Source organism: Acetobacter sacchari, from assembly GCF_017377715.1.
Taxonomy (GTDB): Bacteria; Pseudomonadota; Alphaproteobacteria; order Acetobacterales; family Acetobacteraceae; genus Acetobacter; species Acetobacter sacchari.
The window spans coordinates 177,121-196,957 of sequence record NZ_JAFVMF010000006.1; the positions used below are offsets into that span (position 1 = coordinate 177,121).

The window sequence follows — 19,837 nt, forward strand, 5'->3', positions numbered from 1 at the left end:
ACGCTTCTCCCCCTTGGAGGAGAGGCCGCGACTCTCTACCTTGGGCTCATGGCCGACGCTCCTGATCTCTCGACTCCCGACCCGACCGTTCGCGAACTGCTCGCCACAAGGCCACAGCTGTCGCTGGACCCGACCTGTGGGCTGATGATGGAGGGCGTGCCGCTCTCCGCCATCGCGGACGAGATCGGCACGCCGGCATGGGTGATCAGCGCGAGCGCGCTGCGGATTCGCGCACGTCGTCTGCTGGCCGCCATGACGGGTGCGGGGTTGTCCGTATCCGTTCATTTCGCGGTCAAATCCAATGATCACCTCGCTGTGCTGCGAATTCTCGCCAGTGAAGGGCTCGGCGCAGACGTGGTCAGCGGCGGCGAATTGCTGCGCGCGCTGGAGGCGGGCGTCCCTGCGTCGAAGATCGTCTTCTCGGGCGTGGGGAAGTCCGACACGGAGATTCGTCTGGCGATTCAGAAGGGCGTCGCGCAGATTAACGTCGAAAGCGCCGAGGAACTGGAGATCATATCCACCCTCGCAGTGGAGGCCGGGCGCGTCGTCGACGTCGCGCTGCGGGTCAATCCTGACGTGGATGCTGAAACGCATGCGAAGATCACCACGGGCCTCGCCGACAACAAGTTCGGCGTTCCGTATGACGAGGCGCTGGCGCTTTATCTCCGCGCCGCCGCTCTGCCCGGCGTGCGTCCTGTCGGTTACGCCGCGCATATCGGCAGCCAGATTCTGAAGGCCGATCCCTACCGAGCGGCCTACGCCCGCGTGGCGCAGCTTGTTCGTGCGACGCGCGAGGCCGGGGCTGTGGTCAGCGTCGTCGATTGCGGCGGCGGGCTGGGCATCGGCTACCGTGACGAGGGCGAGGGCTCGCCGGAAGCCTTCGCCGGCGCCATCCGCGCGGAGCTGGGCGATCTGGACGTGCGGCTGGCGATCGAGCCCGGCCGCTGGATTTCCGGGCCGTCCGGCGTTCTGTTGAGCACGGTCATTCTCCGCAAGGCGGTGACGGGCGGCGCGCCCTTCATCGTTCTGGACGCGGCCATGAACGATCTGTTGAGACCCTCGCTGTATGATGCGTGGCATGGCGTGCTCCCCCTTTCTCCTCATGACGCGGTTCAGGAACCCGAGAAGGCGCATCTCGTCGGCCCGGTATGCGAGAGCGGAGACTGCTTCGCGCGTGATCGCATGCTTCCGCCGCTGCAACGCGGGGCGCGCGTGGCGTTTCTCGACGCCGGGGCCTACGGATCGGTGATGAGTTCCACATACAACGCCCGGCCACTGGCGGCGCAGGTGCTCGTCGAGGGCGAGCGCTGGGCCGTGATCCGCCCGCGCCAGACGGTCGAGGCTCTGTGGGCGAATGAGACGACGCCCGGCTGGCTGAACGGCGACGCATGAGCGACGCCGCGACATATGGCGGCGGATCGCGGATTCCGGACCCGTGGCGCGATGCTTCGGGCGCCAGAAAAGGGCCGGAAAACGCTTCGGGCGGCGGCTCTGGCGGTGGGGCAGGTGAGGGACCGGCGGGCGGCCTCGCCGTAGCCCGCAAGCGCACGCGCCGCGTGTTGCTTGCCGAACGCGCGGCGCCGTTGCTCGCTCCAGCGGCGACGGTTGCTGGCGGCTATATTCTGGCGGGCCTGCTGCGCGCGCCGCAAAGCCTGCCGGATGGCGCGCATCTGGCGCTGCTGCTTGGAACGAGCGCGCTGACGGCATGGCTCGCCCGACGCGGGTGGGTGCGTCTGCGCGAACCGACGCTTATCGAGATCGACCGTCGCATCGAGCAGGCGTCGAATCTTCGCAACCGGCCTTTGGCCAGCCTGACCGATCACTCGTCTGGTCTTGGCTCCAGCGAGTTGTGGCGCGCTTATCAGGAGCGTCTCGTCGCCTCGCTCGGGCCGTTGCGTTCCGGCTGGCCTCGCCCGGCTTTTACGCGTCGCGATCCATGGATCGCGGGCGGCCTGCTGGTTCCTGCGCTCGCCGTCGTGCTCGTCATGGCGGGCAGTCATGCTCCGGGACGTCTCGCCGCCGCCTTCGTGCCGGGCTGGGACGACCCGGATACGCCGATGCCGCATGTGGACGCGTGGATCACGCCGCCCGGCTTCGCGCTTGCAGCGCCAGTGTTTCTCAATAGCGGCGACGCTCCAGCGCCTGTGCCGCAAGGATCCATAATCACGGCGTCGGTAACCGGTTTGAACGGGGCGCCGCGCCTTGTTTCGAGTGGCGTCGAGCGGGAGAGCGTGAGGGCGCTCGATCCGAGATCGTGGCGGCTGGACGCGACGCTGGAGCACGGCGGCGCGCTGGCGCTCAAGGCGCGTGGACGGGTGATCGCGCGCTGGAACGTCACCGTCACGCCGGATGCAGCGCCTATGGTCGCATGGGGGAAGGACCCGGGGGGCGAAAAGGGAAGCCGCCGGACCAGATTGCCTTACGAGGCGCGGCACTCTTACGGCATCGAGACCCTGACGGCCGAGATCCGCCTTGCCCACCCGTCGCTTCTGGGCGATTCCCGCGTGCTGCGCGTGCCGATCCCGCTGTCCGGGCATCCCGTGACCGCGAAAGGCGTCATAGCGCCCGACCTGTCTTCTGACCCCTGGGCCGGGGAGGAGGTCAAGGCCGTTCTTGTCGCGCGCAGCGTCAGCCATCAACAGGCCCAAAGCCAGTCAGTCACGTTCACTCTGGGATCTCGGAAATTCCGTTCTCCCGTCGCGCGCGCCGTTCTTGATCTGCGGAAGCGGCTGGCGCTCGGGAAGGAATCCCGGCGTGCGGCGGCGGAGGATCTGGCGGCGCTGGGCGACACGCCAGGGCCGCTTTCCAGCAATACCGGCATGTTTCTTAACCTGACTGCGATCGCCGCGCGTCTGTCCAATCCAGACGTCACGGATGAAGACGCAATAGCCGAATCCGTCGCCCGGATGTGGGATCTGGCGCTGGATATCGAAGACCGGCTGAGGGGCGGCGACGAAGGCGCGCAGGCGTCCATCGAGGTTCGCGCCGCGCAGGAGGCCGTCGCTCAGCAACTTCGCCACATGCGCGAAGACAATGCGCATGGGCCGGAGGATCAGGCCGAACTCCGTCGCCGGATGGAGGCGTTGCAACAGGCCATTGCGCACAAGATGCAGGCGCTGACGCAACAGGCGTTGCGCGACAGGACAGCTATTCCGGATTTGCCCGGCCTGACGAAATCCGGCGACAACGCGTTCAGGCGCCTGATGCAACGCATGCAGGACGACGCGGCGGAAGGCAGGTCCGGCAACGCCATGGACAAGCTGGAACAGCTTGAAGATTCGATTGAGGGCATGCGCAACGCCACGCCGCAGGACATGGCGGCGCTTGGGCGGCAACTCGCAGCACAGCAGAAGCTGCGGGAGCAGACCGACGGCCTGCGCGACATCGTGCAGCAGCAGACCAAACTGTTAGATCACGCGCAATCGCGGCTCGACAAGGATCGCCGGGCGGAAGAGCGGAACAACGCCGTACGCGATCAGGACGACGACGGCGACACGAATCTCGCCACGATGTCGACGCAGGAGTTGCTACGCAAACTGGGCCTAGCGCCGCCGGGACAGGAGGGTGGCGCACAGCAGCAACCGTCCGCCGAAGATCAGAAAAATGCCGGTCAACAGAACGGTGCGCCACCGTCCGGGGCGGATGCCGATCGGCAAGGTCCGGCCGATCATTCCGCGGGGAGCCAATCCGCGAGCGGGCAGCCACAGGCTGGACAGTCGAGCGACGGGGTGGCAGCGGCGGACGCTCGCGGAACGGAGCGAGCCACGCAACACGCCCTTGAGCGCGCCACAAGTGAGTTGCAGCAGGAGTTCAAGGACCTGACCGGCAAGGAGCCGCCCGCGTTCGCGAAGGCCCAGAGCGCCATGCGGGACGCTCGTCGTGCTCTGGCGCAGGGAAATGACGGGGATGCGGCGGGCGCCGAGGAAAAGGCGTTGCAGGCGCTGCAGCAGGGCGGGCGGCAGATGCGAGAGGCTCTGCGCGGTAACGGCTCTTCCAGCGGCGGAACGCCGAGTTTCCTGCCTGCGCTGAGCGGCGGCGACAACGGCGACCAATCAGGCGAGGGACAGTCTCAGGCGGGAGATAGCGGCGCGGAACGTGGCGACGGTTCCGATAACGGGTCGGCGGACAAGGATCCGCTGGGTCGTTCAACCGGGGAAGGCGGCGATAACGCGCCCGGCGACACGCACATTCCGGATACCATCTCTCGTGAACGGGCGCATGAGATTGAACAGGAATTGCGGCGCAGGGATTCGGATCGCACGCGACCGCAACAGGAACTGGATTATCTAGACCGGCTCCTGAAATCGTTCTGAGAACGCGGCGCCGTCAGGCGACGAGCAGCGCCGCGTCGCCGGAGCAACCCGCTTCGGCATGTTCCGGCTGAAGCAACCGCCGCAGGGCAGCAGGATACAGGCGATGCTCCTGTTCGAGCACTCGTGCGGCGAGCATGTCCGGCGTGTCGCCCGGCAGGACCGGAACCGCCGCCTGCGCGATGATCGGCCCCTCGTCCATTCCGGCGGTCACATGATGCACCGTGCAGCCATGGACCCGCACGCCAGCCTCAAGCGCACGCTCATGCGTGTGCGTTCCGGGAAACAGCGGCAGCAGGCTTGGATGGATGTTGATCATGCGCCCGGCCCAGGCGTCCGTCATGAAGGGCGTCAGCAATCGCATATACCCGGCGAGACAAACGAACTTCACGCCCGCTTCGCGCAGGGCGGCGTCAATGACGCGCTCATGCGCCTCCCGATTTCGGCCGAAATCCCGGTGCGGAACGGCGCGAGTTGCCAATCCAGCATCCGCCGCGGTCCGCAGGCCCGGCGCGTCGGGATCATTGCTCAGCACCAGCGAGACGGACGCCGGAAATTCCGGATCTGCACAGGCGGCGATCAGGGAGCGCATGTTGCTGCCCCGACCGCTGATCAGGATGCCTATTGGCGTTTTCTCGGCAGGCGTCGTCATCGTGGCGGGCTCACTTGCCGTCGAAGCGCGGCGTAGAGAGGAACCGCAAGCTCGGCGTGGCGCCTGATTCGGTAGCCTCCACATGGCCCAACGGCACGCCGGTTTCGCCCATTTCGGCGAGACGCTTCATCACAAGATCCGGATCGCGGGTGATCAGAACCATGCCGACGCCACAGTTGAACACGCGAAGCATTTCTTCATCCGACACGCCTCCGGCGGCCGCCAGCCACTGGAATACAGGTAGCGGAGTCCAGGCGTGTTCGATGACTGCCCCGGTCCCTCCAGGAAGGACGCGAGGCAGGTTGCCCGGCAGGCCGCCGCCGGTGATGTGAGCCGCGCCCGTCAGCAGCCCTTCCCGGTGCAGGGTCAGCACTGTCGAAACGTAAAGGCGCGTCGGCGTCATCATTGCTTCGCCGAGAGACGAACCGGGGGCGAACGGCGCCGGGTCTGAAAGGGTAAGGCCTGCGGCTTCGATCACGCGGCGAACCAGCGAAAAGCCATTTGAATGAACGCCGCTGGCGGTCAGGCCGATCAGGCTGTCGCCCGGACGGATGGCGCCCGGCAGCAAATTTTCACGTTCGGCCGCGCCAACGGAGAACCCGGCCAGATCGTAGTGGCCGGGGGCGTACATGCCGGGCATTTCCGCCGTTTCGCCGCCCACAAGGGCGCAGCCGGACTGACGGCATCCCTCGGCGATGCCTTTCACCACCTTGGCGGCGTCTTCGACGGCGAGACGCCCTGTGGCGAAGTAGTCGAGAAAGAACAGCGGTTCGGCGCCCTGAACCACCAGATCGTTCACGCACATGGCGACCAGGTCGATTCCAACTGTCTCATGGAGGCCCGAATCTATGGCGAGGTTCAGCTTCGTCCCAACGCCGTCGGTGCAGGAGACGAGAATCGGGTCCTTAAACCCGGCGGCCTTCAGATCGAAAAGCGCGCCGAAACCGCCAAGTCCGCCCATGACGCCTGATCGGGTCGTGGCGCGCGCTGCTGGCTTGATCGCCTCGACCAGCGCGTCTCCAGCCTCGATATCCACCCCGGCTTCACGGTAGGTAAGGCCTTTCGCGGAGGATTGGGTCATCTTGGTCTCGTCTCGCAGTAAAGGTGAGAGGGCGGGCGCCGCTGCTGGTCGTCATACGGCCATTGGCCGCGAGCCCGTCCGGTAATATGTGAAAGCGACGGACGCGTCATGTCCTTGGCGCGCGGGAGTTCCTTTAAGGCAGGCGAAGCGGCGCGCATAGCAGTGACGGACCGGGTTTGCGATACGAAATGCGCCTATGCGCCCGAAAAATCTTCGGGCACGGAGGAACGCGTAGCTGTTCAGGGGACGCTCGCGCTGCCTTTGTCGCCGTCGTCTTCCAGTCGCAGCCAGATAGCGCTGCCTTTCTCTCATCAGCCAGTGCTCGACGAAGCCGGCTTTGTGCCGGCCCGTTCCAACGCCGCCGCCCGTGCATGGCTCTTTGGTCAGCGAACGATCGAAGGCTGGCCGGATCGGCGGTTGCTTTTGTGGGGGGGGCCGGGGCGCGGGAAGACGCATCTCCTGCGCGTATGGGCGGCGCGTCGTGAGGCAAAGGTGATCGAGGCCCGCGCACTGGATGCTGAAGTGGTCAAAAACCTCGCGGCCGGAGATGGTCCCGGCGCTTTGGCCATTGACGACCTCTCTGACGACGTCCTGGACGAGGTCGCGTTGCTGCAGGCGCTGAATCTGGCGCGCGAACTCGGCGCGCCCGTGCTGATGACCGCGCGTCAGGCGCCCGCGCGCTGGCGGTTGACCGTGCCCGACCTGCAAAGCCGTGTACGTGCGACGATGGCCGTCAGCCTTGGCCCGGCCGAAGACGTGTTGCTGCGCCGCCTGATGCTGCGGTTGCTCGCGGAACGCCAGCTTGTTGTCGCGGCGTCAGTTGTAGAGTGGATGTTGCCGCGTCTGCCTCGCGAAGCGCGCGCGGTACAGTTGGCGGTGCAGCGGATTGACGCGGCGTCGCTCAGCACGGGCGCGGCTTTCGACCGCGCGGCAGCGTCCGCGTTGATTGAAGAATTGCTGGAGAACTACAGCGGGTAGCTAGTTAATCTTACTTCTTTGATTTATCTCTTAATTGCATGATATTTAAGAAAAAATAAATTAGACCTTCAAGGTAGATTTTTTATAAAACCGTTGTAATACCCTGTTTTTAAATAAAATAATTACAAACTCATAGACGTTGCACATAACATCCATTGACGCCCATGGAGGCCGTGACGTCGCCATTGCTGGCGTCTTTTGTCCCCGAAATATCTCCCCTTGAATTTGTCATATGACAGAGCACAGGCGTGCGCCTACGCTGGTCAATTGATGTGACGACGAGTGATCGTCGCAGAGGTATGGGGAGTTCTATTTTGACTGGACGGCGGAAACCGAATTCTAACGCAACGACGCACGGTGGAAACGTTCACGAAAATTCAGAAGGCAAAGTCGCCGCCGGAGGGGCGCGTGGCGCCTCCGTCCTGTCCGGATCACGGTCGGCGCCTGCGAAAGCCGCGACTGCAGGAGCGACGGATTCGAAGCGCCCGAGCGCACGATCAGCAACGATGAAATCGACGAGTGACGCGTCGGCGACCGGGAAAGCCAAACCTCCCGCGCGTAAATCCGCGAAAACGCTCCAAACGGGAAAAATTTCAACCCGCGCCCGCCCGCCCGCTCTGATGCATGAAGCCATCGAAAAGAACTCTCCGGATCGTTTCATCAACCGTGAGCTCTCTTGGTTGGCCTTCAATCAGCGCGTCGTCGAAGAAGCCGAGAATCCCCGTAACCCGCTGCTTGAACGTCTGCGCTTTCTCTCAATCAGCGCGAACAATCTCGACGAATTTTATTCGGTTCGCGTGGCGGGTCTGGTCGGACAGGTGCGCGAGGGTCTTGTCTCCCTGTCTCCCGATGGCCTGACGCCAGCGTTGCAACTCGCGGCCGTGCGGGAGCAGTCGGCGCGGCTGTTGCGTAACCAGCAGCGCATCTGGGTCGATGTCCGCCAGCAACTTGTGGGCGCGGGGGTCACTCTCTGCGCGCTCGACGATCTGGATGAGGCGGACAGAGCGTGGTTGAGCGCGTGCTTCATGGACCGCGTGTTTCCGGTGCTCACACCTCTCGCAGTCGATCCCGCGCATCCGCTTCCCTTCATTCCCAACATGGGGCTGGCGCTCGGCTTGCGACTGGTTTCGGCGGACACCGGTGCGTTCGTTATGAACGGGCTGATTCTGCTGCCGGCGCAGATAGAACGATTCCTCCGCCTGCCGTCACCGCCCGGCAAGCCGCCGCAGGTACGCTTCGTGTTGCTCGAAGACCTGATCACGATGTGCATCGACCGGCTGTATCCGGGCCTTTCCATCGGCGAGAGCGGAATGATGCGTGTCATCCGCGACACGGACGTCGAGTTCGAGGATGAGGCCGAGGACCTCGTGCGCTCCTATGAGACAGCCCTGAAGCGGCGCCGTCGTGGTGTTGTGATCCATCTCGACATGGAGGAGCGCGTTCCCCCCGAACTCGCCGATGCGATCGTCGATGAACTCGACCTGCCAGCAGAGGAAGTCTCGATCCATTCCGGCATGATTGGCGTCGTCGATCTCAAGCAGATGATCGTCGACGACCGGCCTGATCTGCTGTTTGCGCCCTATACGCCGCGTTTCCCGGAGCGGATCGTCGATTTCGGCGGAGACTGTTTCGCCGCGATCCGCGCGAAGGACCTGATCGTTCACCACCCGTTCGAAAGCTTCGACGTTGTGGTGCAATTCCTGCGACAGGCCGCCCTCGACCCGAACGTGATCGCCATCAAGCAGACGCTCTACCGGACGTCGCGCGACAGTCCGATCGTCAAGGCGCTGATCGAGGCCGCCGAGGCGGGTAAATCCGTGACTGCGATGGTCGAGCTGCGCGCCCGTTTCGACGAGGAAGCGAATATCCGCCTATCGCGCGCGCTGGAGGCGGCAGGCGCGCAGGTAGTCTTCGGATTCCCGGACCTGAAAACCCATGCGAAGCTCAGCCTCGTCGTGCGGCGGGAAGGAAGCGTCGTCCGGTCATACGCGCATTTCGGCACGGGTAATTATCATCCCATCACCGCGCGTGTTTACACCGACCTGTCTTTCTTCACCTGTAACCCCGAACTGGCGCGGGATTCGGCGCGGCTGTTCAACTACGTCACAGGTTACGCGATGCCCGCGCGGATGGAGGCCATCGCGTTCTCGCCGCTGACGTGCCGCTCAACGCTGGTGGCGTTGATCGACGCTGAAATCGAGCATGTGCGGGCGGGACGGCCAGGAAACATCTGGCTAAAAATGAACGCGCTCGTCGATCCGCGTCTGATCGACAAGCTTTACGAGGCGTCGTGCGCCGGAGTGAAGGTCATGGCGGTCGTGCGGGGCATATGTTGCCTGCGACCGGGCGTGCCGGGACTTTCCGAGAACATCCACGTCAAGTCGATCGTCGGTCGTTTTCTTGAGCATGCGCGCATCTACGCGTTCGGGGACGGGCGGAGGATGCCGTCGCGGTCAGCGAAGGTCTATATCTCCTCGGCAGACTGGATGACCCGCAACATGGACTGGCGCGTGGAAAGTCTGGTGCCGATCACCAACGCCACCGTGCATGCGCAGGTGCTGGACCAGATCATGATCACCGATCTGAAGGACAACCTTCACTCGTGGATTCTGGAGAAAACCGGCCAATGGCGACGTCTCGAACCGGGAGGAAAGCCGTTCTCCGCCCATGAGTGGTTCATGACTCATCCGTCGCTGTCCGGGCGCGGATCCGCCGCGTCCGAAGTGGCCATCCGCGCGCCCGCTCCGCATCCGCGAGATCGCCTTCTGGATGACTGATGTCGCGTATGCCGGATGGCGCGGCGCGTGGTCGCTTCTGGCGACGAGACCTGTTCAGAGTGGACTCATCTGAACAGGCGGGCGGCCTAGTGAAACAATAAGATACACTATTCTCGCCTTCCCGAAATTCGGCGAAAACGCCCCCGCCGATAATGGCGAAGAGTTCAATCGATTCGGAACTGGTCGCGTCCAACGCTTCACGTATCCGCGCCACGCATTACGCTTCGCGCATGGATACATTACTGTGCGGGTCAGAGACTCGCATTCGGCGGGTCGGGAATGCGAAGTAAGCTCGCGGCAGGGAGTGCAGGATGACCGACATCAGCCACCGGTTTGGCGACGAATCCTGTCAGGCGATGGTAAACGCTGCGGGGGCGGAGCTTTCTGCGTTGGTCTTCGATGGCGATCTCGACGCGCTGTGGAACGCAGGCCCCGAATGGCGTCGTCACTCGCCCGTTCTCTTTCCTATCGTTGGTCGGTTAGCGGACGACCAGGCTCCGATCGACGGAAAAACCTACCGCATGACGCAGCACGGCTTCGCCCGTGATCGCGTGTTCGAATGGATCGAGCGCACGCCGGCTGGCTGCGTGCTTGAACTTCGCGCCGATGATGAAACGCAGGCCATTTTTCCGTTCGCGTTCGTCCTGCGCATCGCCTATCGCGTGTCGGCAGGACAATTGATCGCCACCTATACGATCACGAACCCTGACGAACGCAAGGCGCTTCCGGCGTCTCTCGGCGTGCATCCCGCGTTCAACTGGCCGCTTCGCCCCGGCGAGGCGCGGGAAGATTACGAAATCATCTTCGAGCAGCCGGAAAACGAGCCGATTCGCCGTGTCGCGGGCGGTTTGCTTCTGGATGAGACATTTCCGTCGCCGGTTGATGGGCGGGTTCTCAAGCTCTCCGATTCCCTGTTCGTCGAAGACGCAGTGATTTTCGATTCCGTGGACTCGCGCTCCGTATGGTTTGGGCGCCCCGGCGCAAAGGGTCTTCGCGTGAAATGGGCGGGATTTGACGAACTCGGCGTATGGAGCAAGGAAGGCGCGCCGTTCCTTTGCATCGAGCCTTGGCGTGGCCATGCTTCTCCTGCAAATTTTTCCGGCGCCTTCAAGGAGAAGCCGGGCCTGTTGCATTTGGGGCCGGGCGCCGAGTGGACAGCATCGTGGCGGGTCGCCGCTACGGACGCCTGACGCCAAAATTTCATGAGCAGTTCAAAAAAGGTGCGACGCTTCCGGCGTTCGCTCGCCGTGTTGGCCGTTTTCGTCGCGGTTTGCGCCGCAACTGCTGGCGCGTGCGTGTGGCGCTATCGCGCGCCCGGCCCTTTGCCCGCGCAGGCCGCAATCGTCATTCCGCACGGAGGCTACTCCAGCACGATCCGCGCATTGCAGGGGCAAGGCGTATTGCCCGCTGGCTGGTTCGATACGCAGTTATTCCGGTTGGCTATCGCGGTGACACGGCATGATGGCCAGTTGCACGCGGCTGAGCTTGAGTTTCCGGCCGCCGCTTCGATGAAGCAGATTCTGCATGTGCTCCGTCATGGCCAGCCCGTTCGGCATTGGTTGACGATACCCGAGGGGCTGACTTCCCGGCAGATCGCAGCGCTTGTGAACGCCGCGCCGTTTCTCGCCGGAACGGTCGCCGCTCCGATGGAGGGGGGAATTGCGCCTCAAACCTATGATTACCTCAGGGGCGTTGAGCGGTCGGCGCTTCTTGATCGTATGCGCGCGGCAATGGAGCGAGAGGTCGCGGAGGTGTGGGCAGGGCGTGATGCGGACTTGTCGCTGAAGACGCCTGAAGAAATGGTGACGCTGGCGTCCATCGTTGAAAAAGAGACGGCTGTCCCTGAAGAGAGACCGCACATTGCGCGTGTTTTCCTGAATCGACTACGTCTTGGGATGAAGTTGCAGGCGGATCCGACGACCATCTATGCCGCCAACGACGGCGCGGGGCCGCTTGGTCGACCTCTGACACATGCGGATCTGGCGTTCGCCAGCCCCTACAACACTTATGTGTCCGCGGGTCTGCCGCCCGGCCCTATCTGCTCGCCCGGCCTCGCCTCCTTGCAGGCGGTCGCTCACCCCGCGTCCGGCGAAGATTTGTATTTCGTGGCGTCGGGAGAGGGCGGGCATCGGTTCGCAGCGTCTCTGGCGGAGCATAACCGGAACGTCGCTCTGATGGGCGGCAGCTCCTCAACGGAAAAGACCGAACCGAAGCCCTGACCGCTGGGTCAGGGGCGGCTCGGTTTTGATCAGCGGTGCGTTTGTGTCGGCGCAGCCAGCGATTCGCTCGTCACGCCGCCAGTTGCAGGCGGCGTATAAGGCGTCAACGCGGTGGGTTGCGTGTTGTCGACGGCGTTGGCCGCCGTTCCTGCTGATGGCGCGGGAAGTGGAGCCGCGGCTGTCTGCGCGCCGTAGCGTGTCAGAATTTCGCGCAAGGGATCGGCGCCGGGGTTGTTGACCCGCATGGCGATCACGATGTCCTCCGGCCCAACGGGCTGGTTGTAGTAGGACCGATTGGCGCCGCTGTTGGTCGTCAGTTTCGATCCGCCCAACGCGGCGCCAGCGAACAGTCCCTTGGATTTCTGGACGGCCATGATGTCGGTGTTGGAACGGCCCGTGGTGCCGCTTTCGATACCGCTTCCCATCGTGGCGAAGGAGGCCGAGGCGTCGGCGCCGAACTTGAACTGGCTGTCGAGCAATGCCTGCAGACCACGATCGGTCATGACGAAAAACATCGCTTCGGAATCCTGCACGCCGAGCTGGATGCCTACTGATCCGGAACTGAGCGTGTAGAACGCCGGATCGGACCATGAACCACGTGCGTCGCGGGCCAGCAGAAGGCACCCGCCGCCGGACCCGCCAATGCCGATCGACATGCGGAAGATCGACGGACAGACGAGAACCGCACGCGCCTGCGTCAGGTAACGCTGGATCTTGCTGGTGGGCGTGACGCCCACGAACATGTCCTGAACGGCCAGAGTGGCTTTATCGACCAGAGTTTGTTGCGACGCCGCAGCGCTGGCGACGCCGGGGGCGCCGGCGAGGCTGAGCGTGGCCGTCACCGATAGAAGTAGCCGGGAGGCGAGGCTAAGCCGCATGCGATGTCTCCTGTGGAGGGCAGATAAAACGTTTGTCCTCAGGCGAATCGCCTGAGTTTGTGGCGCGAGCATGGCTGAGACCGGGCGGGCGGGCAATTTCCGGCGAGACGACGGTAGAAGCGTCGGACTATTTCAGCGGAAGGGGCACGCCGTTGACAGTGAGCACGCCGCCTTCCCAGGTCGTGTCCCACGCGCTGACGTCTCCGTCCCGATGGCTGACCAGTCGCGCCAGCACGAGCGCCGCAGCGACCCGCATCTGAGAGTCCTGTCGCGCGAGGTCTATGAGATCCTTGATATGCCTCACCTCGAGATGGCCGGACGCTGATGTGTGGTTGACGTCGCCTGTCAGCGTCGCCACGCCATGTCCGGTGAACTGAACCTGTTCACGGCGCGCGGTCAGAGAATTGATCGTGACATGCACCGCGGGCATGGACGATGGCTTGCCGCCCGTCGCCGCCATCAGCGTCGCGACGTCCTTGAGCGGCAACGAGAAGGCGGCGGCGGCCGATTGCGGCGCGAGGGAGGGAGCAGAGACGCCCGTTACGCTCACACCGGACATACTCAGGTTCGCGTTGGCCTGCGTTCCGTCGATGCTCACCGAAAGCCGCGCGTCGCCTAGTCCGAGTTGCAGTTCATGCCGCCGGATATGCGCGCCGGTCCAGCCCACGCTCAGTTTCTGTTTGTCGGCCAAATCCGCTTCGGCCTGTTTGCCCTCGGCCTCAAGCCACGCCGAGCACGCCGATTTGTGCAGCCCGATAAACGCGGAAAGCAGCAGAACTGACGCCGCGTCGGCGACGCTATCGTCGGACCCTGTATAAGTTTCGCGCGTGGCGTCGAGCGTTGCGGCTCCGTCGTCCATGGATACATGCACGTGGGTCATCGCGCCGCCAGAGCCCCCGTCGTGACTGATGCGCGCGCATCCGCCTGGCGGCGGCGCAGCCAGAGCCCTGGCGAACGTTCCGCACAGCAGAACAAGCGCGAACGCGCTGCGCGCGCGGAATCCGGTTTTCCCGGCGGAGGTATGGCTGAATATAGTCATGCGACGCCGACCCTGACCGAAAGCCGCGTGGTTCGCAATGGCGTCATGGCCCGCCACTGCACCTGTAATCTGGACGAGCCAGCGTGGGTGTGGTCTTGAAGTTTGAGAGGCATGACGTCCATTCTTGCCTTCAACAACAAAAATAACACGCGCTTCGTCGCGCAGACTGGATGTTGCGATGCTGTTCAAACCGGACCCGTTCCTGCTGTGCCTGATTGCGACGCTGATCGTCGCAACGTTTATCCCCTGTCATGGCGCTGCGGTGCCTGTCTTCAACGGGCTGGCTGTCGCAGTTATCGCCGTTATGTTCTTTCTGCAGGGCGCACGCCTGTCGCGAGAAGCCGTGGTGCAGGGACTGACTCACTGGCGGCTGCATCTGACGATCCTGTGCGCGACTTTCGTCCTGTTCCCCGCTCTGGGCCTGCTGCTGCACGCGGTGGCGCCCGGTTTGCTGCTCGGCGACGTATGGATGGGCGTGCTGTTCCTGTGCTGTCTGCCGTCGACAGTGCAGTCGTCCATCGCTTTCACGTCGATCGGCCGCGGAAATGTGCCTGCGGCCGTGTGCGCGGCGACCGCGTCCAATATCGTTGGCATATTCATTACGCCGCTTCTGGTGGGTCTGGTGCTGGCCCGTCATGGGGCGCAATCCGGCGGCGTGCTGAACATCGTGCTGCAACTGCTGCTGCCGTTCGTGGCGGGGCAACTGCTGCAGCCGTGGATCGGCGGCTGGGCGCACCGGAACAAAAAGCTTCTGTCGATGACTGATCGGGGTTCCATCCTGATCGTCGTCTACACGGCGTTCAGCGAAGCCGTGACGCAAGGGCTTTGGACGCGCCTGCCGCTTGAGCAGATTGGCATGATCGCGGCTCTCGACACCGCCTTGCTATTCCTCGTTCTCTTCGTGACAGGCTTTGGCAGCAGGCTGGCCGGGTTTTCACGCGAAGACGAAGTCGCCATCGTGTTTTGTGGTTCGAAAAAGACCCTGGCGTCCGGCGTGCCTATGGCGAACGTACTGTTCGCTCCGGCCACAGTTGGCCTCGTGGTGCTGCCGTTAATGATTTACCATCAAATCCAGCTTTTCGTCTGCGCCGTGCTGGCGCGTCGCTTCGCCAGACGGGCAGAGCAGGAGGGGGCTGGGACTGTTCAGGCGGGGTGAGCTCTTGTCATCAAGCCCCCGTACTACGCTAACGGCGCGGCCAGCATGATAGAGCGCTGTCCTTTAGTTTTTTGTATTTGAACGAACTGCCCGCTAAAAAACGCGACTGAGCTCCAATCTGGAAAAGGATATTTTAGCCTTTTCACGAACCTCTCGAACGCTCTTCCGACCATTCCAACAACGCGTGGGAGAACACGCTGCCCGCGTTTTGCTCCATGCTCCGTTGAGGACACGCTGCGTCGAAAATCTTGTCGAACACCCTGGCGTCATGAACGCCCGTCAATCCAAGGCCGCCGATGACTACTGACGGCACTCCGTTGATCCCGGATTTCTGCGCTGCGACGTGGTCTGCGATGACTGTCCCGGTCAGGGTCTGTCCGGCGAGGAACTGCAAGGCGATATCCCGGTCGAAGCCTTCTGCGGCAGCAAGGTCCGCGAGCGTCATGTGGTCGGCGATATCGGCGCCGTCCCTGAAATACGCGGCAAAAATCGCACGAGCGAGATTGAGGCAATCGCCTCTTGCTCCGGCCCAGGCGAGCAGGCGATGCGCGTCGATGGTTGGCCTGACGCGAGTGATCCTTTCGAAGCGTATGTCCAGCCCGGCCTCGTGCGCCTGAACAGCTATCAGGCCACAGATGCGTGCAGAACGCTCGTCCGACCCGTGACGAGACCGGAGGTAATCGGCGAAGCTCACTCCGACGACGGGAAGAGAGGGGTTGAGCAGGAATGGCCGCCACCGCAGGCTGCAGTCCACATCGTCGCGTTGCTCAAGAGCTGAAACGAGTTGCTCGATCCCGATGTAACACCAGGCGCAGACGAAATCGAAGACGATTTCGACCTCTACCTTGGCGTGAACGGGGGTGAGCATGTTCATGGCGCGATCATAGGGAGATCGCGCCCCTTTTGCCCACCAAAAAAGCCTTCGTCACGCAGCCTGAAAAACGCGCGGTGCGTGCGGTCAGGACTGCGACTGTGTTTGACCCGACATTTCGATCGCAGGAGCGGAGGCAGGCCGGGGAGGCGGCCAGAAGGCCTGCGCCACCTCGGTCTGCACATCCTGCAACTGTCGCTGCACCCAATCGAGGAATTCGTGGAGACCACGCGTGATGATCTGACCGACGGTCTGATCATCCAGCCCGGCTCTGAGGAACTCGATCCGCTCGACGATGCCGCCAGCGTCCCTCAGACGATAATCGCTGCGCAACCGGCTGACGTTATTGTGCAAGTGCCGGAGACTGCACACGAGAGAGCGGGGAAAGGCTTCGCTCTTCAGCAGGAAACCGACGACGCTCGATGGCCGAAGGTCGCCCGCCATCACACGACGGTAGGCGTGGTAGCCTGCCGCCGAACGCAGGACGGAGGTCCATTGGCTGATGTCGACTTCCGAGCCCACCCCGGCAGCGACAGGCAACAGGGTGTGGTACTTGATGTCGATCAGGCGGGTGATCTGGTCCGCGCGTTCCAGCTGACGTCCCGCGTTGTAGAACAGGCTCGCCTGATCGCGGTAAAATGTGCCTTCAGTGATGCCTGTGTGGGTCTGGCACTCCTGTTTGATGCGAGCACACAGCTGCGAAATCTCGCTTGGGCGGATGTCCTCGGCGCGCAGGCCGCGCAGAAACTGTGTGAAGATGTTGAGTTGGCTCCACATCTCGGTCGAAATCAGCGGACGCAGCGCGCGCGCATTTTCGCGGGCTGCGAGGGCGAGCGAAGTGATCGAGGTCGGATTTTCCGCATCGATGACGTAAAAGGCGATGACCCGGTCGGCTGTCGCTTTCGAATGAGAAGCGTAAAATCGCTCCTCATCGGCATTGATTTGCACGATCGCCCGCCAGCCGTCGGACGCGCCGGAGCGGACGAAAATTTCGGTCACGTCGATGATGCGCGCGAGATTTTCGATGCGCTCCATATATCGCGCCAGCCACATCGAGCATTCGGCGTATCGGGAGAGCAGCGGGTGGGGCGATACCGTCGCTACGGGATCAAGTGACATGCTCATGACGCCAGCACCCACGTATCTTTAGAGCCGCCGCCCTGCGACGAATTGACAACCAGAGACCCGCGTTTGAGCGCGACCCGCGACAGGCCGCCGGGAAGAACCCATGTGGACCGCCCAGTCACGGCGAACGGACGGAGATCCACATGACGCGGCTCAAGGCCTGTTTCACAAAGCGTCGGAGACACAGAGAGCCTCACGACTGGCTGACTGATGTAATTGGCTGGATCCGCTCGAAGTTTTGTGCGGAATTCGGCCAGCTCCTCGCGTGTGGCGTGGGGACCGATGATCAGGCCATAGCCGCCGGACTCGCCGACCGGTTTGGCCACCAGATTTTCCAGATTGGCGAGCGTGTAGGCGAGGCCTTCAGGCTCCGCGCAAATATGCGTCTCCACGTTCTTCAGGATCGGTTCTTCCGAAAGGTAATATCGAATGATGCGCGGTAGATAGGCGTACACAGCCTTGTCGTCCGCGACGCCGGTTCCCAGGGCGTTCGCTATCGTGACGTTGCCTTTCCGGTAGGCTGAGACCAATCCGGGCACACCGAGCATGCTCGATGGATTGAAGGCGTCAGGGTCGAGGAATTCGTCATTCAGGCGACGATATATGGAGTGCACGGGCCGCAAGCCCGCGGTGGTGCGCATGTAAACCTTGTCGTTCTCGATGGTCAGATCTTGCCCCTCGACCAACGGCACGCCCATTTCACGGGCAAGAAAGACATGCTCGAAATAGGCGGAGTTATAAATTCCGGGGGAGAGCAGAACCACCTGCGGATCGTCCACGCCCTCCGGCGCGACCTCCGCCAGCGCCTTCTGAAGCTGTACTCCGTAATCGTCGACCGGCAGCAGGTCTATCCCGGCGGCGACGTCGGGCATCACACGCAGCATCGTGTGTCGGTTCTCGATGACGTAGGAAACACCAGAAGGCGTCCGCGCGTTATCCTCAAGCACCAGGAACGTTCCGTCGTCGTCGCGCACCAGATCGGTTCCGCTGACGTGGACATAGGTTTTACCGGGCACGTCAAGGCCGATCATCTGCGGACAGTAATTCGCGTTCCCGACGACGAGTTCCCTTGGCACGACGCCATCCTTCAGGATCGCCTGATCGTGGTAGATGTCCCACAGGAACATGTTCAGGGCAGTCACGCGCTGACGAACGCCTGCTTCGACATGGCGCCATTCGGGATTTGTCAGCACGCGCGGCACCAGATCGAACGGAAGGATGCGGTCGATCGAGTTGCGTTCGGAATAGACGGTGAAGGTGATTCCGAGGTTGTAGAGCTCGCGCTCGGCGTTGGCCGCGCGGTTGCGAAGATCTCCAAGCTCCAGAGCGCCGAGCCGTTCGCGGAGTTGCAGGATGCGGGGATCCGGAGGACCGCCGCTATTGGTCAGTTCGCAGAAGAAAGCGTCGTTGAGATAGCCCGAGAAAAGACCTTCTCGATGTGAAGGCGGTGACGCCGCGTCCTGCGTCCCGTTGTGTGTGACGGATTCGTCTGCGCTATCGCCCATTCGCGTCCCTTGTGCCTGACCGCCGACGGCGTTCTTGCCAAGGCGGATTGTTGCAGCCAAGCAAGAATTGAGACGTTCGCCAAGTGATTTCGCCGCGTGATGCCGTCTGTGACTTTAAGTCGGCGTTAACGATTGGGTTTCATCTTGCTCTTTGGAGTTTTGGTTGGCGCGCGTCTTGTCAGTTGGCCAGTCGTCAATCGGGTTGCGCAACGAAGCGATTGCACATCGGAGTCCAGCACCTCGCGGGCCATAGTGTGACATCCCTCGGGCGCGAGAGAGCCGTCGTGGCGAAGGAGCAAAGGGCATGAGCGGAACGGTCTCGGGGCTGTCGCCAGTAGCGACATATCTCCAGGCGATGACTGATGAGTCCGAGTCAGCCGCGACATACGCGAAGACCGATGGCGCCGAGAAGAACTATATCTCGACCTTCGAGGAGGACGCGGTCAACATTAAGTCCGCATCCAGCTTGATGAGCAATTACAAGGCGTTGGCGGTCGTTCTGGGCGCATATGGTTTGAGCTCGATCCAGAACGAAACGGCGCTGGTGAAAGACCTGCTTACGCAGGATCCAAGCTCTGCGAGTTCCGTCGCTGCAAAGTCGGCCAATCCAGCCTGGCAAAAATTCGCAGCCGCGTTTTCAGTCTGGAACCAGGCCAGTTCGTCGTCGAGCGCATCGTCGTCGTCACCCTTTAGCGACGCCTCATCGGTCTCATCCATCGTCACGAAATACGAGGAGTCGAAATACGAGTCTCACCTGAATGACAGCAGTAACGGGTCCGGGATCGGGAACGCCCTATATTTTACGCGCGCCATGACGACCGACATGACCCTGTCGCAGATCATGTCAGATTCGACGCTTCTCAAAGTCGTCGAGACGGTGTCCGGCTATGACCCGACTGAATTCGGCGCCCTGGATTATGATCAGCAGGTCCAGATGCTCAAGAAGAGCGTCAATCTGTCGGATTTTTCGAGCACAGAAAAAATCCAGAAATACGCTGAACGTTATCTAGCAATGTTACAGATCACCCCTCAGACCTCCTCACAGCCTGCGACGCTTCTTTCTCTCTATGGATCGGACGGAAGCAACACGAACGTTGCGCTCAGCGTGTTTGGGATTTCTTCCGCCAGCACATCATCGCTGATCACAGCCCTGTTCGGGTGAAACGTCTGCGGTCTGGCGCATTCATGTTGCACGAACGGGTCATGATCTACCGGCCGGTTTCACCGACGCGCCTTGATTCGATCT

Annotated in this window: 15 protein-coding genes; 8 read left to right on the forward strand and 7 right to left on the reverse strand. The window is 62.7% G+C overall.

The window, feature by feature from the left end; translation table 11 throughout:
- Nucleotides 1-48: 48 nt before the first annotated feature.
- Together lysA and J2D73_RS07105 are read left to right on the forward strand one after the other, a co-directional pair.
- Nucleotides 49-1,392, forward strand: coding sequence for a diaminopimelate decarboxylase (gene lysA, locus J2D73_RS07100; RefSeq protein WP_207880823.1), 1,344 nt, complete (start codon nt 49-51; stop codon nt 1,390-1,392).
- Nucleotides 1,389-4,313 carry a DUF4175 domain-containing protein gene (locus J2D73_RS07105; protein WP_207880826.1) on the forward strand — a complete coding sequence of 975 codons (2,925 nt, stop codon included), beginning with the start codon at nt 1,389-1,391 and terminating at the stop codon, nt 4,311-4,313. The genes lysA and J2D73_RS07105 overlap by 4 nt, the downstream gene beginning before the upstream one ends.
- Nucleotides 4,314-4,326: 13 nt before the next feature.
- Here J2D73_RS07105 and purN read toward each other — a convergent pair whose 3' ends face one another.
- Both purN and purM read right to left on the reverse strand, forming a co-directional pair.
- On the reverse strand, nt 4,327-4,962 hold the full coding sequence (gene purN, locus J2D73_RS07110) for a phosphoribosylglycinamide formyltransferase (protein ID WP_207880828.1): 636 nt from the start codon (nt 4,960-4,962) through the stop codon (nt 4,327-4,329).
- A gap of 10 nt (nt 4,963-4,972) precedes the next feature.
- The gene (purM, locus tag J2D73_RS07115; RefSeq protein ID WP_207880830.1) at nt 4,973-6,043 is read right to left on the reverse strand and encodes a phosphoribosylformylglycinamidine cyclo-ligase; all 1,071 of its coding nucleotides are present in this window, start codon (nt 6,041-6,043) and stop codon (nt 4,973-4,975) included.
- Nucleotides 6,044-6,151: 108 nt separating this feature from the next.
- On the opposite strand from purM, the gene J2D73_RS07120 reads away from it, so the two are divergent.
- From J2D73_RS07120 to mltG, 4 genes are all read left to right on the forward strand, one after another.
- Entirely contained in the window at nt 6,152-7,021 is an 870-nt protein-coding gene (locus J2D73_RS07120; protein WP_243429738.1) for a P-loop NTPase family protein, read from the forward strand.
- A 620-nt stretch (nt 7,022-7,641) separates the two neighbouring features.
- Nucleotides 7,642-9,798, forward strand: coding sequence for an RNA degradosome polyphosphate kinase (locus J2D73_RS07125; protein WP_243429757.1), 2,157 nt, complete (start codon nt 7,642-7,644; stop codon nt 9,796-9,798).
- Between the two features lie 311 nt (nt 9,799-10,109).
- Nucleotides 10,110-10,988 carry an aldose 1-epimerase family protein gene (locus tag J2D73_RS07130; protein WP_207880834.1) on the forward strand — a complete coding sequence of 293 codons (879 nt, stop codon included), beginning with the start codon at nt 10,110-10,112 and terminating at the stop codon, nt 10,986-10,988.
- A gap of 12 nt (nt 10,989-11,000) precedes the next feature.
- Complete coding sequence (gene mltG / locus J2D73_RS07135) at nt 11,001-12,017, forward strand: endolytic transglycosylase MltG (RefSeq protein WP_207880836.1); 1,017 nt, start codon at nt 11,001-11,003, stop codon at nt 12,015-12,017.
- A gap of 29 nt (nt 12,018-12,046) precedes the next feature.
- Here the strand turns inward: mltG and J2D73_RS07140 are convergent, their stop codons facing one another.
- Both J2D73_RS07140 and J2D73_RS07145 read right to left on the reverse strand, forming a co-directional pair.
- The gene (locus tag J2D73_RS07140) at nt 12,047-12,895 is read right to left on the reverse strand and encodes a lipid-binding SYLF domain-containing protein (protein ID WP_207880837.1); all 849 of its coding nucleotides are present in this window, start codon (nt 12,893-12,895) and stop codon (nt 12,047-12,049) included.
- A 127-nt stretch (nt 12,896-13,022) separates the two neighbouring features.
- Nucleotides 13,023-13,934, reverse strand: coding sequence for a hypothetical protein (locus tag J2D73_RS07145; RefSeq protein WP_243429739.1), 912 nt, complete (start codon nt 13,932-13,934; stop codon nt 13,023-13,025).
- 178 nt (nt 13,935-14,112) lie between these two features.
- On the opposite strand from J2D73_RS07145, the gene J2D73_RS07150 reads away from it, so the two are divergent.
- Nucleotides 14,113-15,090: a bile acid:sodium symporter family protein gene (locus J2D73_RS07150; RefSeq protein ID WP_207880839.1), complete on the forward strand. Its 978-nt coding sequence runs from the start codon at nt 14,113-14,115 to the stop codon at nt 15,088-15,090.
- Between the two features lie 142 nt (nt 15,091-15,232).
- On the opposite strand, the gene J2D73_RS07155 is transcribed toward J2D73_RS07150, so the two are convergent.
- The 3 genes from J2D73_RS07155 to J2D73_RS07165 all read right to left on the reverse strand — a co-directional run bounded on the left by J2D73_RS07155 (nt 15,233) and on the right by J2D73_RS07165 (nt 18,591).
- Nucleotides 15,233-15,964 carry a DsbA family oxidoreductase gene (locus J2D73_RS07155; protein WP_207880841.1) on the reverse strand — a complete coding sequence of 244 codons (732 nt, stop codon included), beginning with the start codon at nt 15,962-15,964 and terminating at the stop codon, nt 15,233-15,235.
- Between the two features lie 84 nt (nt 15,965-16,048).
- On the reverse strand, nt 16,049-17,086 hold the full coding sequence (locus J2D73_RS07160) for an alpha-E domain-containing protein (protein ID WP_243429740.1): 1,038 nt from the start codon (nt 17,084-17,086) through the stop codon (nt 16,049-16,051).
- Nucleotides 17,083-18,591: a circularly permuted type 2 ATP-grasp protein gene (locus tag J2D73_RS07165; RefSeq protein ID WP_207880845.1), complete on the reverse strand. Its 1,509-nt coding sequence runs from the start codon at nt 18,589-18,591 to the stop codon at nt 17,083-17,085. The genes J2D73_RS07160 and J2D73_RS07165 overlap by 4 nt, the downstream gene beginning before the upstream one ends.
- 304 nt (nt 18,592-18,895) lie before the next feature.
- Between J2D73_RS07165 and J2D73_RS07170 the strand changes: the two genes are divergently transcribed.
- Complete coding sequence (locus tag J2D73_RS07170) at nt 18,896-19,753, forward strand: DUF1217 domain-containing protein (protein WP_207880846.1); 858 nt, start codon at nt 18,896-18,898, stop codon at nt 19,751-19,753.
- Nucleotides 19,754-19,837 lie beyond the last annotated feature (84 nt).